15 protein-coding genes are annotated in these 14,189 nt (G+C 38.2%); 5 read left to right on the forward strand and 10 right to left on the reverse strand.

Annotated elements, in window-relative coordinates:
* Window positions 1–58 precede the first annotated feature (58 nt).
* From O0236_RS07830 to pdhA, 6 genes are all read right to left on the reverse strand, one after another.
* Complete coding sequence (locus tag O0236_RS07830; protein WP_268913820.1) at window positions 59–838, reverse strand: inositol monophosphatase family protein; 780 nt, start codon at window positions 836–838, stop codon at window positions 59–61.
* Window positions 831–1,124: a UPF0223 family protein gene (locus tag O0236_RS07835; RefSeq protein ID WP_268913819.1), complete on the reverse strand. Its 294-nt coding sequence runs from the start codon at window positions 1,122–1,124 to the stop codon at window positions 831–833. Before O0236_RS07835 ends, O0236_RS07830 begins: the two co-directional genes overlap by 8 nt.
* Before the next feature lie 165 nt (window positions 1,125–1,289).
* Complete coding sequence (gene lpdA, locus O0236_RS07840; RefSeq protein WP_268913818.1) at window positions 1,290–2,714, reverse strand: dihydrolipoyl dehydrogenase; 1,425 nt, start codon at window positions 2,712–2,714, stop codon at window positions 1,290–1,292.
* A 7-nt stretch (window positions 2,715–2,721) separates the two neighbouring features.
* Window positions 2,722–4,041 (reverse strand): 2-oxo acid dehydrogenase subunit E2, encoded by a 1,320-nt coding sequence (locus tag O0236_RS07845; RefSeq protein ID WP_268913817.1) that lies wholly within the window; start codon window positions 4,039–4,041, stop codon window positions 2,722–2,724.
* 28 nt (window positions 4,042–4,069) lie between these two features.
* Window positions 4,070–5,047: an alpha-ketoacid dehydrogenase subunit beta gene (locus tag O0236_RS07850; protein WP_268913816.1), complete on the reverse strand. Its 978-nt coding sequence runs from the start codon at window positions 5,045–5,047 to the stop codon at window positions 4,070–4,072.
* A gap of 2 nt (window positions 5,048–5,049) precedes the next feature.
* Window positions 5,050–6,171, reverse strand: a complete 1,122-nt coding sequence (gene pdhA, locus O0236_RS07855; protein WP_268913815.1) for a pyruvate dehydrogenase (acetyl-transferring) E1 component subunit alpha — start codon at window positions 6,169–6,171, stop codon at window positions 5,050–5,052.
* Between the two features lie 288 nt (window positions 6,172–6,459).
* Here pdhA and def point away from each other — a divergent pair, with 288 nt between their 5' ends.
* Window positions 6,460–7,020, forward strand: a complete 561-nt coding sequence (gene def, locus O0236_RS07860) for a peptide deformylase (RefSeq protein ID WP_268913814.1) — start codon at window positions 6,460–6,462, stop codon at window positions 7,018–7,020.
* 65 nt (window positions 7,021–7,085) lie between these two features.
* Here def and O0236_RS07865 read toward each other — a convergent pair whose 3' ends face one another.
* Window positions 7,086–7,559, reverse strand: coding sequence for a hypothetical protein (locus tag O0236_RS07865; RefSeq protein WP_268913813.1), 474 nt, complete (start codon window positions 7,557–7,559; stop codon window positions 7,086–7,088).
* 205 nt (window positions 7,560–7,764) lie between these two features.
* On the opposite strand from O0236_RS07865, the gene O0236_RS07870 reads away from it, so the two are divergent.
* The 4 genes from O0236_RS07870 to O0236_RS07885 all read left to right on the forward strand — a co-directional run bounded on the left by O0236_RS07870 (window position 7,765) and on the right by O0236_RS07885 (window position 11,695).
* Window positions 7,765–7,983 carry a DNA-directed RNA polymerase subunit epsilon gene (locus tag O0236_RS07870; protein ID WP_268913812.1) on the forward strand — a complete coding sequence of 73 codons (219 nt, stop codon included), beginning with the start codon at window positions 7,765–7,767 and terminating at the stop codon, window positions 7,981–7,983.
* Window positions 7,983–9,665, forward strand: coding sequence for a ribonuclease J1 (gene rnjA, locus O0236_RS07875; protein WP_268913811.1), 1,683 nt, complete (start codon window positions 7,983–7,985; stop codon window positions 9,663–9,665). The genes O0236_RS07870 and rnjA overlap by 1 nt, the downstream gene beginning before the upstream one ends.
* Before the next feature lie 76 nt (window positions 9,666–9,741).
* Entirely contained in the window at window positions 9,742–10,704 is a 963-nt protein-coding gene (locus tag O0236_RS07880; RefSeq protein WP_268913810.1) for a diacylglycerol/lipid kinase family protein, read from the forward strand.
* A 31-nt stretch (window positions 10,705–10,735) separates the two neighbouring features.
* Window positions 10,736–11,695: an ADP-ribosylglycohydrolase family protein gene (locus O0236_RS07885; RefSeq protein WP_268913809.1), complete on the forward strand. Its 960-nt coding sequence runs from the start codon at window positions 10,736–10,738 to the stop codon at window positions 11,693–11,695.
* A gap of 86 nt (window positions 11,696–11,781) precedes the next feature.
* Here O0236_RS07885 and O0236_RS07890 read toward each other — a convergent pair whose 3' ends face one another.
* From O0236_RS07890 to rbsR, 3 genes are all read right to left on the reverse strand, one after another.
* On the reverse strand, window positions 11,782–11,991 hold the full coding sequence (locus O0236_RS07890) for a hypothetical protein (protein WP_268913808.1): 210 nt from the start codon (window positions 11,989–11,991) through the stop codon (window positions 11,782–11,784).
* A 127-nt stretch (window positions 11,992–12,118) separates the two neighbouring features.
* Window positions 12,119–13,036, reverse strand: coding sequence for a ribokinase (rbsK, locus tag O0236_RS07895; protein ID WP_268913807.1), 918 nt, complete (start codon window positions 13,034–13,036; stop codon window positions 12,119–12,121).
* An 81-nt stretch (window positions 13,037–13,117) separates the two neighbouring features.
* Entirely contained in the window at window positions 13,118–14,125 is a 1,008-nt protein-coding gene (rbsR, locus tag O0236_RS07900; protein WP_268913806.1) for a ribose utilization transcriptional repressor RbsR, read from the reverse strand.
* Between the last annotated feature and the right edge of the window lie 64 nt (window positions 14,126–14,189).

Here is a 14,189-nt window from a genome sequence, read left to right on the forward strand (position 1 = left end):
TAAAGTTAGTTTCTACAAATATTAGCATAAAAAAACTGTGACGCGTGTCACAGTATGACTACTTCTTCACTATAGTAAGAATGTCGTGATGTGCATTTTCTGTCGCTAATAATACCGGTTCTGATGATAACACACCTAATTGACGTCCGTCAATAGTAGTAATCTTTAATCCGATAGTTTCAGCAAGAATTCTGCCGGCGCCAAAATCCCAAGGCTTTAGATATGAAATATAGCCAACTAATTCGCCCTTTAGAACGGCGATCATATCGATACCGGCACTCCCATATACTCTCATACCTAAAGAGGTATTAGCAATTTCTTGCATGTTGAAATCATCATGGACGACCATCGGACCACTCAAGCCGATCAATCCGTCTTGCAGCTTTGAATCATTCACAGTAACCATCTGACGAGTATTTATAAATACGCCAAGGTCAGGACCACCGTACACTAATTCATTGTTCATGACATCCATTATAAATCCCAAAACGCCTTGACCATTAATGTATAAACTAAGCATCATGGCGAAATGGTTTCGTTGTTTAACAAAATTCATTGTTCCGTCGATTGGGTCAACAATCCAAATTCGTCCTTTTGTATCTGTAACTTTATCACCAAAACCTTCTTCGCCCAAAATTTTGGCGTCAGGATCAAATTCGCGAATCTTATTAACAATAAACTTCTCGTTTGATCGATCAATATTAGTCACTAAGTCACTTCGACTACTTTTAGTATCGACCTTTAATCTAGAATCGATCTGTCTTAGCACATCATCCCTAGCCTCTAAAAGCCAACCTTTAACAGCCTTGACAGTTTTACTCTGTTCATCATTATCCATTACCATCACCAACTTTAATAAGGCTTGCATCAGTCTGTTCAAGTTGCTTAATAGCTTGATATGAATCAAAACCAGATTCGTCAGCAAACCGTTTTTCTAATTGTTTTTGTTCCGATTTAGCCGGAATCACTGAGCGAAATTTATCGTATGCCATTTTGAATTGGCTACGGTCAATTCCCCGCGGATTTTCGTAAGCCTGCTCAACCGCATTGTAAAAACCGATTAAATCAGAGATTTCTGTCACACTTAAGCCTTCAACCAAAGGATACTCATAATTTTCTGCCATTAATATTCTCCATTACTTTATTAATTTAATTATAATCTAAGCGCATATCAGTGAAAAGGCATTTACCAAAGTTTTGAAAATATCAATATGAAATTTTAATCACAAAAAAAACTCGTACTACGAATACTAATACGAGTTTTTTTACTATTAAACTGTATAACAAGTCTAGATGTGGGTTGGGAAACCAAGTGCAATATCTGCAGCTTCTTGAACTGGTTCACTCAACGTTGGATGTGGATGAATGGTCAAAGCGATATCTTCGACGTTCATTCTGCCATTAACAGCTAAACTCAATTCAGCGATCAAATCGCTGGCCCCAGGTCCAACGACTTCTCCACCAAGAACTGTTCCTTCATCTTTTGTGAAGATCAAACGAACAAATCCGTCAGCTTCGTAAAGAGAAACAGCTCGTGCATTTCCAGCGAATGGGAATTTAGCAGTTTTGACATCAAGTCCTTGATCCTTAGCTTGAGCTTCAGTCAGACCAACAACGGCTAACTCAGGATCAGCGAAACATACGGCAGGGACACCGATGTAGTCGTTTGCAGTATTCTTACCTGAGATTGCACCAGCAGCTACTTTTCCTTGGAAGAATGCTTTATGGGCCAATGCAGGACCAGAAGCAATATCACCAATGGCAAAGATGTGTTCAGAAGCAGTACGACCCTGGGCATCAGTCTTTACCAAACCATGATCATCAAGTTCAACTTTAGTGTATTCCAAACCTAATTCATCAGTATTTGGTCTACGTCCAACTGTAACCATGCAGTAATCTGCAGTAACAGTTGATTCTTTACCGTCAACTTCGTATGTCACAGTGACACTCTTATCATCTTGAGTAGATGATTTAGCCTTAGCACCTGTGATAACATCAACGCCCTTAGCCTTAAGTTGTTTCAAGACAACTGCAACCATGTCTTTAGTGAAACCAGCCAAAATTGAATCAGTACCTTCAATAATAGTTACATGAGAACCTAAATTAGCATATGCTCCTGCTAGTTCAGTACCGACATAACCACCACCGATAACAACGAATTCTTTTGGAATCTCAGGTAAGTTAAGTCCACCGGTTGAATCGATTACTCGACCATCAAACTTAAATCCTGGAATTTCAATTGGGTGAGAACCGCTAGCAATAATCAAGTTATCAAAATCAAGTACTTGACCATTGTTGTTATCCATAAATTGACGTGGGCCAACAGGCATTACACGTAGTCTGGTATCACTGTCTAAGACAGCTTCGCCTTGGATAACTTCAACTTTATGCTTCTTTAAAAGCATTGAGACACCATTAGTCATTCGATCAACGACATCATGCTGTTTCCAGTCTTGAGTCTTTGAAAAATCAATTGTTGCGCCTTTACTAGTAACACCATATTCATCAGAGTTATTAGCCTCTTGTAAACGGTGACCAGCTGCAATTAGTGCCTTTGATGGCACACAGCCAACGTTTAAACAAACTCCACCAAGGGTATCTGATTTTTCAATCAAAGTAACCTTTTGGCCAAGTTCGGAAGCACGAATGGCAGCCACATAGCCACCAGGGCCTGCTCCGATAATTACTGTTTCTTTCTTTTCAGCATCAGCCATTATTCAATCATCCTTCCATCAAAAGCATATCTGGATCATGTAACAATTTGTTTAACATATTAAGCGCGTTTTGAGCTAAGGCACCATCAATCAAACGGTGATCATAACTTAATGATAACTTCAACATGTTACCAACTTTAATTTCACCATTTTCATCAACGTATGGTTCTTTGGCAATTTTACCTACCCCAAGAATGGCAACTTCAGGGTAATTGATAACTGGTGTGAACCAGCCACCACCGATAGAACCAACATTACTGATTGTGATTGAACCACCACTCATCTTGTCAGCAGATAATTTGTTATCGTATGCTGCCTGACTGTTTTCGGTGATTTCCTTAGCAATTTCAAACATACCTTTAGAATCAGCATTCTTAACATTTGGCACGTAAAGTCCGTGTTCAGTGTTAGTAGCAATTCCAATGTTGTAGTAATGCTTGTAAACAATTTCTTGAGTTGTGTCGTCAATTGATGCATTTAATTCAGGGTATGCCTTCATAACTGCAACTAATGCCTTCACAATGTATGGCAAGAATGTCAAATGAATATCGCGATCCTTGGCAAGTTCCTTGTAACGCTTACGGTTTTCCATCAAAGCGGTAACTTCAACGTCATCAAATGAGGTAACATGTGGAGCGATGTCTTTAGACAAACGCATTTGCTTAGCAATTGCTTTACGAGTTAATGACATCTTTTCACGTGTTTCCAACTCTGGTGTTGCTGATGTGTATGCTTGGATTGGAGTTGCAGCTGGCTTATCAGCGGTTGCTGTTGTAGCAGCTTCTGAAGAACTTGCAGCAGGAGCAGCTTGAGTAGCACTCCCACCATTGAATGCATCTACATCAGCCTTTGTAACTTGGCCATGATTTCCAGTTGCTGTAACAACTGAAATATCGATACCTTTGTCACGTGCATATTGACGAACAGATGGCATTGCTAATACCAATTTATTTGGATCAGCAGCTACCGGAATAGTACTGCTTTGTTCAGGAGCAGCTGGCTCAGCAGGAGCTGAACTAGTAGCTGGCTCTTCAGCAGGTTTTTCTTCGGCAGGAGCTGCTGGAGCATCATCGTCTGCAGAATCGGCTGAACCGTCATCGATGACAACTAACACGTCACCAATTTCAGCAGTCTCTCCTTCTTGTTTTTGAATTTCTTTGATAGTACCAGCAACAGGTGAAGGTAATTCAGAAACTGATTTATCATTTTGAATTTCAACTAATGGATCGTCTTCTTTGACTTCATCGCCAGGTTTGACTAGCCAAGTGGCAACTTCACCTTCGGCCATTCCTTCTCCTAGCTCTGGGAGTTTAAACTTGTAAGCCATAGGGTCAAACTTCCTTTCTTAATTAGAATTAGTAATTCAAGATTTCCCGTACTTTTTCTTCGATATCATCGGCGTTTGGAAGCCAGTCGTTTTCAGCCATTGCAAATGGGAAGATGCTATCAGGTGCAGCCACTCTACCGATTGGGGCATCTAATGACATGATCTTGTTTTCTGCAATTTCAGAAGCAACATGGGCACCAACTCCAGCCATCTTTTGGGCTTCTTGAACTAACACGACCTTATGAGTTTTTTCAACTGATGCAAAAATTGTGTCAGTATCGATTGGTGAAAGTGACCGAAGATCAATTACTTCAACCGAAATATTTTCTTTTTCTAATTTATCAGCAACTTTAAGAGCCTCATTAACTTCAGCACTGTAAGCCACGATAGTAATATCATTTCCTTCACGAACAACGTTGGCCTTATCCAAAGGAACTGTGTACTTGCCTTCAGGAATTTCATCCTTCATTGAACGGTAAAGTTTCAAGTTTTCCATGAATAATACTGGATCGTTGTTTTCTACAGCGGAAATAATCAAACCTTTAGCATCATATGGATTAGAAGGAGTAACCACTCTAAGTCCAGGTACGCCTGTGAAGATGTTTTCCATTGAATCACCGTGAAGTTCAGCGGTATGAGTACCACCACCAAATGGAGTTCTGATGGTAATTGGCATTGACATCTTACCGTTAAATCTGAAACGGTTACGAGACATTTGACCAACGATAGAATCGACTGCTTCAAAAGTGAATCCCATGAATTGAATTTCTGGAATTGGACGCCAGCCAGTTGCTGCTAATCCAATTGAAAGTCCTAAAATTCCTGATTCAGCAAGTGGTGTATCGAATACTCGATCTTCACCAAATTTTGCTTGTAGTCCATCGGTAGTTCTAAATACTCCACCATTCTTACCAACGTCTTCACCGAAAATAAGAGTCTTTGGGTCGTCTTGTAACACTTGATCTAATCCTTCGGTAATTGCTTTAATATAAGTTAGTTTAGCCATAATTACTTCGACTCCTTTGCTTCATATTTTTCAATGTCACGTTGAACATTAGGGGTTGGAGTTTCAAAAGTAGTTTTCAAGAAATCAGTAACCTTTTGTGCAGGTGCTGCTTCAGCTTTCTTCATAGCATCCTTGAATTCACCCTTGTATTGTTCAACTAATTCGTCTTCCTTAGCTTGATCCCAAAGTTTCTTATCAGTAAGAACTTTTCTCAAACGAATCAATGGGTCACGATCAAACCATGGTTGTTCTTCTTCTTTAGTACGATAACGACTTGGATCATCACCAGCAGAACTGTGGGCACCGAAACGGTAAGTCAAAGTTTCAACTAATACTGGGCCATTACCGGCAGCTGCAAATTCACGTGCTTCTTTAGCAACTAAGTAAGTTGCTAAGATATCCATTCCATCTACTTGAGTTGAAGGAACACCTGAAGCAACACCTTTTTGGGCTAAAGTTTCAGCTGCAGTTTGTTTGTAACGTGGAACTGAAATAGCATAACCATTGTTTTGTACAAAGAATACTGCGGGTGCTTGGAAGGCACTAGCAAAGTTAATTCCTTCGTAGAAGTCACCTTGAGAGGTACCACCATCACCTGTGAAGGCATATGAAACAGTATTTTCTTCCCCATTCTTCTTGATTCCAAGTGCTGCCCCTGCGGCTTGGACGTATTGAGCACCAATAATAATTTGCGGGAACATTGAACGAGTTCCTTCTGGATTATATTGGTTTGCTAAATAGTGTCCCTTGGACCATAAGTATCCTTGTTCAACTGTTGCACCATGTTGAATTAATTGTGGTAAGTCACGGTATGCTGGGAACAAGAAGTCTTGTTTTTGCATTGCGTGTGCAATTCCCATTTCCGAAGCTTCTTCCCCGTAGGTAGGAGCGTAAAAACCAAGGCGACCTTGACGTGAAAAGTTCATTGTTTGTTCGTGGAGTGTTCGTTCCCAAACCATCTTTTCCATCAAAGTAACTAATTCATCATCGCTGAATGTATCAAATAGTTCTTGATTAACTATTTTTCCATTCTCATCGATTACTTGAACCGGTTTTTTGTATGGATCGCTCATTGTTGATTTGATTTTTGCAAAGTCAACAATATGCTTGTTATTTGCTGCCATATATAACACTTTCCTTTCCTAAAAAGCTAGACTTGTGATACACAGTAATCTGTTTCAACCACAACTAAAATTTAGCATTGTTTCAGAAAATTTGCAAGCCCTTTCAATCGCATAATATCAACTTTTTCATAAATGATTTCTAAAATTGATGTATGGGTTTCACTAAATTTTCATCAATTATCATTTGTGAAAAAAATATCAATCCCATTACATAAAGGCTGATAGTATTTTTTATAAAATTAAGATAGAATAGTCTGTAGATAATTTTATATTTTGGAGGTTTTAATCTTGTTTCTTATGAAAGATATTGTCCGTGATGGTGATCCAGTATTACGGAAACAAGCTCAAAAAGTTAACTTTCCCCTTTCAGATGAAGATCGCCAATTAGCACATGATTTGATGGAGTATCTTGAAGTTAGTCAAGATCCAGAGCTATGTGAAAAATATGGGCTTCGTGCAGGAGTTGGCCTAGCCGCTCCCCAAGTAGGAGAATCAAAAATGATGGCCTCAGTAATGGTGCCTGCAGAAGATGAAAATGAAGAACCAGTTTTCAAAGATGTCATTATTAATCCAGTAATCGTTTCTAATTCTGTTCAACGTGGCGCTTTAACTGAAGGCGAGGGATGTTTATCAGTTGATGAAGACATCCCCGGTTATGTCCCTCGTTCCGCTAGAATCACTTTGGAATATACTGATGTTGAAGGAAACGATCATCATATTCGCTTAAAAAATTACCCAGCAATCGTATGTCAGCATGAAATCGATCATTTACACGGTGTGCTCTTCTATGATCACATCGATAAACAAAATCCTTATTCGAAATCTGATGACGAGATCTTTATTTATTAATTTAATTTACAAAAAAAAGCTGTCTTTCTGTTATTCCAGAAAGACAGCTTTTATATTATTTTCATTTATTTTAAGCGATTCAAATCTTCTACATATTCGATAGTAGTTTGGTTGATTAAAAATGCAACGTCAAAATGAAGATTGCCATCTAATTCCCAAATATCAGTAACCCTAAAGATTGATTGAATTTCGGGTGTACTACTCGCATCAAAATGATGATCCGCACTATATTCGTGAAGTTCTTTTATCAAAAGTTGTTTGAACTCAGATATAGATAACTGCATTATGTTTTGAGGGAGTTCATATTCAAAGGCCATAACGCCCCTCCCCCAAACATTAGCAATCGCTTGAGATTTAAGTTGCTCTGAAGATTCATCAGGCATTATTTTTTGCAAAGCATACTTGATTGCTTGATCTACGATTGCTTGACTTATCTTTAATCGTTTTTGAGTTGGCCTGGTAACAAAAAAATAATGGATCAGGTTGTAAAGGACCACAGCCAAAATTAAACCAATAATCACTTGAAACAAAAGTATCATTACTATTCCACCTCAATTCATACGTTTATTTTACCACGTTCGATTTAGAGCTCACTTGGATTAACGCTCGAAATCCAGATTTATATACTTATTTTTACAGTTATGGTAAACTACTTATTATTAGTTGTGCAAAAACAACCACCTGTGCGAAAAGGAATCACTGATTTCTTAAAAAAACAGAATAAATTTTAAAGGAGCTTTTTTAATGATTTTTAAAGTATTATACCAACCTCAGGAAAACGAAAACCCTAGTCGAGAAAACACTCAAAGTCTTTACCTTGAAGCTGATACTGAAGTAACAGCCCGTCAATTAGTTGAAGACAACACTAATTACAACATCGAATTCATCGAACCATTGACAGGTAAACACTTAGAATACGAACAAGAAAATCCCGAATTTAAATTAACGGAGTTCAATAAATAATGAAAAAACTAAACGTCAAAAATAACGAAGCAGCTATTTACGGCGTTGGTGGTTTAGGAGAAATTGGTAAAAACACATATGGAATTCAATTTCAAGATGAAATCATCTTGATTGATGCTGGGATCAAGTTTCCGGAAGATGAACTCTTAGGTGTCGATTATGTAATTCCTGACTACCAATATATCGTAGATAACAAAGATAAGATCAAGGCTTTGGTAATTACCCATGGTCACGAAGATCATATTGGTGGAGTACCTTATTTATTGAAGGCACTGAATGTTCCAATATATGCTGGTCCATTGGCTATGGCTCTTATCAAAAATAAACTAGATGAACATGGCTTATTAAGTAGCGCTGAACTTCACGAAATCACTGAAAGTACTGTTCTTAAATTTAGAAAAACTAGCGTATCATTTTTTAGAACAACCCACTCAATTCCTGACACTTTGGGAATCGCAGTTCATACTCCAGTTGGGGTAATCGTAGAAACTGGTGATTTTAAGTTTGACTTAACTCCAGTGACTAACCAAGCTCCAAATTTACAAGAAATGGCTAGACTTGGTGAAGAAGGCGTTTTGTGCTTGATGTCAGATAGTACAAATGCTGAACGCCCTGTCTGGACCAAGTCAGAAAAATGGGTGGCCAACTCGGTTGCACATATTTTTGATCAAATGGAAGATCGCATTATCTTTGCAACTTTCGCTTCTAACATCTCCCGAATTAAAACTGCCTGTGACAATGCACTTGCTCATGGCAGAAAAATAGCTGTTTTTGGTCGTAGTATGGAAGCTGCCATTGTCAACGGTCGTGAATTAGGATATTTGGATATTCCTGATGATGCTTTCGTTGATGCCAACGAACTACAATCTTTACCAGCCAATAAAACCATGATTCTTTGTACTGGATCACAGGGTGAACCCATGGCTGCTCTTTCAAGAATTGCTAACGGAACTCACCGCCAAATATCAATTCAACCTGGTGACACCGTAATCTTTTCAAGTAACCCAATTCCTGGTAACACAACTAGCGTTAACAGTGTAATTAACAAGCTTGAAGAAGCCGGCGCCAATGTAATTCATGGAAAAGTTAATAACATTCATACTTCTGGACATGGTGGTCAAGAAGAACAAAAGTTAATGCTTCGGCTAATGAAACCTAAGTTCTTCATGCCTATCCATGGTGAATACAGAATGCTTAAAATCCATACAGAATTAGCTGAGCAATGTGGTGTCCCACTAGATCATAGTTTTATCATGGAAAATGGTGATGTTTTAGCACTATCCAAAGATAACGCCAGATTAGCTGGTCACTTTCAGGCCGGTGATGTTTACATCGACGGTAGCGGAATTGGTGACATTGGTAATATTGTCTTGCGTGATCGCCAACTACTTTCTGAAGAAGGAATTGTGGTTGTCGTCTCAACAATTAATTTAAAGAATCAAGAAATTCAATCAGGTCCTGATATCTTGTCTCGTGGGTTCGTGTACATGAGAGAATCAGGTGAACTACTAGATGAAGGTCGCCGACTAGTTTTCAAAACCATTCGGAAGGCCATGCGTTCGAAGAAAGCTACTGAATCAACTATTAGAAACGCAGTGATTGATGAGCTTCAGGAATTTCTTTATGAAAAAACTGAACGTCGTCCAATGATTCTGCCAATGCTAATTACGAGCGATAAATAATAGGTAACATGTGGCTTGAATCTAACAAAGATTCAGGCTATTTTAATACATATAATTAATTATTAGGAGATAAGTAATGCCTAAACATTTCGTCTTCATCGTGAACGAAGCTGCTGGCGGAGGTAATGTCCGCAAACTCTGGCCAAAAATTGTTGAGCAATTGAACCAGTTAAACATTGAATATCGCTGTACCAAAACAAACTTTGTTGGGGATGCTATTCAAATCACGAAACGCATTTTAAGTGCAGCTAACGATAGATTAAATAATGAACTAGTAATTGTTGCTACTGGTGGCGATGGTACGTTACACGAAGTTTTAAACGGATGCAAAGAGTTTTATGAATCTCATCCATCCCCAACTCAAGTGCCCATTGCTTTTCTTCCCATTGGATCAGGGAATGATTTTGCTCGCGCATTAAAAATATCTGACAATTGGAAAACTGCTATTCAACAGATTCTTTCTGTAAAATCACCGAAGCCATTAGTCGTTGGAAAGTACAACAATCTAAACGAAGGCAGCACTGGCTATTTCATCAACAATTTCGGAATCGGTTTGGATGCAACTATAGTGCACAATGCTAACCACTCAATCATCAAACGCAACCCTATTTTAGGCAAATTTAGCTATATTTTTGCCGCACTTAATGTAATTCGAACTTTCAAACCAGTTAAAACAGAGGTATATTATGGCGAAAACAACCAATTTGTGAGAGAATTCACTAAAGGGTTCTTAATAACTGTAACTAATATCCCTTATTTTGGTGGCGGAGTTAATATTGTCCCCACCGCCTCTCCAAGCAAAAATTCGCTGGATCTGGTCTTAATTGAAAAGCCTTCTGTGCGTCAAATTATTATATTCATTATTAACTTATTAGCAAAGCGACACCTGAAACTAAAATTTGTTACCCATTTATCCAAAAAAAGCTTTACAATTATCACTGACGGGAACCGATTTGGTCAAATTGATGGTGAAGAATCATCCAGTCAGTCATTTAACATTAAGTTTGAGACCTCTACCTACTCATTTTGGGTTAACTAACCAAATTCCAATAACATCGAGGTATTCATATATGTACTCAACCAGTTACCTATTACTTCAGGCCACCATTGCCGTCGCAATCGGTGATGCTCTTGGCGTACCCGTACAATTTTCTGATCGACAAACATTATTAAAAAATCCCATAACCCAAATGACTGGGTATGGGGATTTTAATGTGCCAAAGGGAACTTGGTCCGATGACACTTCGTTAACCTTAGCCACGCTGGCCAGTTTATCAAACGGTTTTAACTTAAATGATATGATGATGCGATATCGTCAATGGTATGACTTTGGTGACTATACTCCATTTGGCGAATCTTTTGATATTGGCGAAACAACTAAGAATGCCATTGAACGATACAAACACGGAGTACCACCCGAAAAATGTGGTGGTGATCAAGAATACGATAATGGCAATGGCACACTAATGCGGGTCATGCCATTAGCATTTTATTTGTTGTCTCAATTTCCCACATACAAATTCAATCAACAAGTAGCGAAAATTTGCGAACAGTTTTCGTCACTCACTCATCGCCATCCCAGATCTATAATCGCAACCGCAGTCTTAGTTAACGTCACTACTACAGTTATCTTAAGTCCTAACAAATATGCGATGTTAAAGTCCATTCGTGAAGTCTTAGACTACTATGAAAATATTCCTGTATTTAATGAAGAAATTAAATACTTTGACCAGATGGATAATCCTACACACTACAGGAAACAAAGTGCCGAGGTGCAAAGCTCAGGTTACATAATAGACACACTTAATTCAGTCTTTTGGTGTTTGATGAATTCAGAAAAATATGTATCAGCCGTCAAAAAGGCCGTTAATCTCGGGAATGATGCCGATACTATCGCTTCAATAACTTCGATGTTAGGATCACTGTTATACGCCCCAGTTTCATTTCCTCCTGAGTGGATAGAACCATTAAGAGGAAGAATTCATATCAATTGGAATGTCGCAATGGCTTTACAAACTCCTTACTTTTAAACACTTAATTTATTACACACAAAAAGGTCTCAATCAGAATGATTGAGACCTTTTTGTTAACGATTCGTCTACTTTGTACCAGCAAACTAATCTTCAGAAGCATTCATTGCTTCGATAACCATGCTCAAATGTGCACACTTATCATTTAATACTTTCATTTCTTCGCCGAACTTTGGTTGAATCACGACAGTATCATCTGAAGGATTACTTGTAGTAGTCGTTTCACTGCTTTTTAATTGATTTAACTTTAATTCCGCTTGTTTAAACTCTTCAAGAATTTCTAACTTGTTACTCATAGCTAAAACCCCTTTAAGTGATTAAAATATCAACCCAAGTTGAATATAACACTTAAACCTTTTTTTGTTAATCTAATATTTACCAACGAAAGGTATCATAGCAAATCCGAATCAACAAATCAATCGTTTATTTGTATTCTGCATCGATTTCTTTACTTGTAGGAATTGAAGGCAATGCCCCAGCCCTTTGAACAGTGATGGAAGAAGCCTTTTGGGCATAAATCAAAGCTTGCTCAATATTTGATAGATCCTTATTGATTTGGGAACTAAATGCACCAATAAATGTGTCACCAGCAGCTGTAGTGTCCACTGCTTTGACTTTAAAGGCCTTAACGAAGCCACTATCGTCTTTAGTATGATAGTATGCCCCACGATCACCAACAGTGATAATTAAGTTATCAATTCCCATTTCAGCAAAGCGAGTAGCGTTCTTGTCCATAGAATCAACGTCGGTTACTGGAATGTCGGTCAAAGTAGCACTCTCTGTCTCATTAGGAACAATTAAGTCAGTCACTGCCAATAATCCATCAATTATCTTAGTGGCAGGTGCAGGATTTAAAATCGTGGTAACACCGTGCTCCTTGGCAATTTCAAAAGCATGCAGAGTTACATCTTGAGGAGTTTCAAATTGGGCAATCAAGATATCCGCACTAGCAATCAATTCTTCTGCTTTATCAATTTTGCTTGGCTTAATGGCTTGGTTAGCACCACCATAAACCATGATACAATTTTGACCATTCTTATCTAGAAGAATAACGGCAGAACCCGTCCCCTCTTCAGAAATTTTATCGATCTCTTTGGTATCAATTTTATTACCAGATAAAGCATCGACCATAAAACTACCTAGGTCATCATCACCAACTTGACCAATAAAACTGGTTTCAGCACCTGAACGGACAGCAGCAACCGCTTGATTAGCACCCTTACCGCCAGCTGAATTGGTCTTTGAACTAGCACTAATGGTTTCTCCAGGCTTTGGCATTTGAACAATATGTAAAGTCGTATCAACGTTTAAACTTCCCAGTACAACTACTTTGTTTGTCATTTTTGACAACTCCTCGATAATATTTTAATTAATGAAACTTCTTCATATTAAAAATATCTTACAGCTACAAAGTCCCATCAACTAATTAATGTTTCTAACGCTATCACGATCAATCAGTGAAATTGGTAAAGCAATTTTTTGGTTATCAATTCCCTCGTTCTCAATTCGATTAATGATCAATTGAGTAGCGGTAGTTCCCATTTCAAAAGCTGGTTGATGAACCGTAGTTAACTTAGGAGTGAAGTACTCACTTAAGTCAATATCATCGTAACCAACGATTGAAATATCATCCGGAATAGATAACCCAGACTCACCAAGTCCACGATATAATCCTAACGCTAACTCATCGTTAATTGCAAAGATTGCTGTTGGCTTTTTAGCTAGAACTGCTTCAGTAGTGTCATAACCACCTTTTTTAGTTAACTCAGTAGTAATTATCTGTTCAGGGTCAATTATTATTTGATGCTTCTGATACGTATCTAAGAAGCCTTGTAGACGTTCTTTCATGTTTCTAGTGGGATTATTAGCGGATACGATTACAATCCTCTGATGGCCGTTTTTAATCAAATGCTCGGCTAACATCTCACCACCATGATAATTATTCACATCGACCATATCACTTTCATGAACAGGGGCTTGATCAATCAACATGTAAGGAATTTGGTTTTGACTTAGAACTTTATCAATATAATTCAAATCAGAAACAGCAGAAGCGATGATGATTCCATCTGCAGCTCTTCTGATTGCTTCAAATAAATGACGTGATTCAAGTTGAGCATTGTTATCGGACCCAAAGATCAAAGGTACATAGTCCGCTTTAATTGCCTCTTCTTCGACACCCCTTAAGAAGCGACTAAAAAATGGATTACCAAGATTCGGCACTAAAACACCGATGGTTTTTCCTGATTTTCTAATTAGGCTCTGCGCATTAAAATCAGGCACATATCCTAATTGTTTTTGAAGCGAATTAACTTTATCGATTGTTTTCTTACTGAACCGTTCCTCTTTACCATTTAAAATTTGCGAGACCGTCGTTACAGATACTCCTGCAAGTTTGGCCAGATCAGTAATTGTCACCTTTTTTGCCATCGCTTATATCCATCCAATCATTCTTAATTACCTCGATTATAACAAATAAAAGCACTAAACGGAG

The organism is Lentilactobacillus sp. SPB1-3 (genome assembly GCF_026913205.2).
Lineage (GTDB): Bacteria > Bacillota > Bacilli > Lactobacillales > Lactobacillaceae > Lentilactobacillus > Lentilactobacillus terminaliae.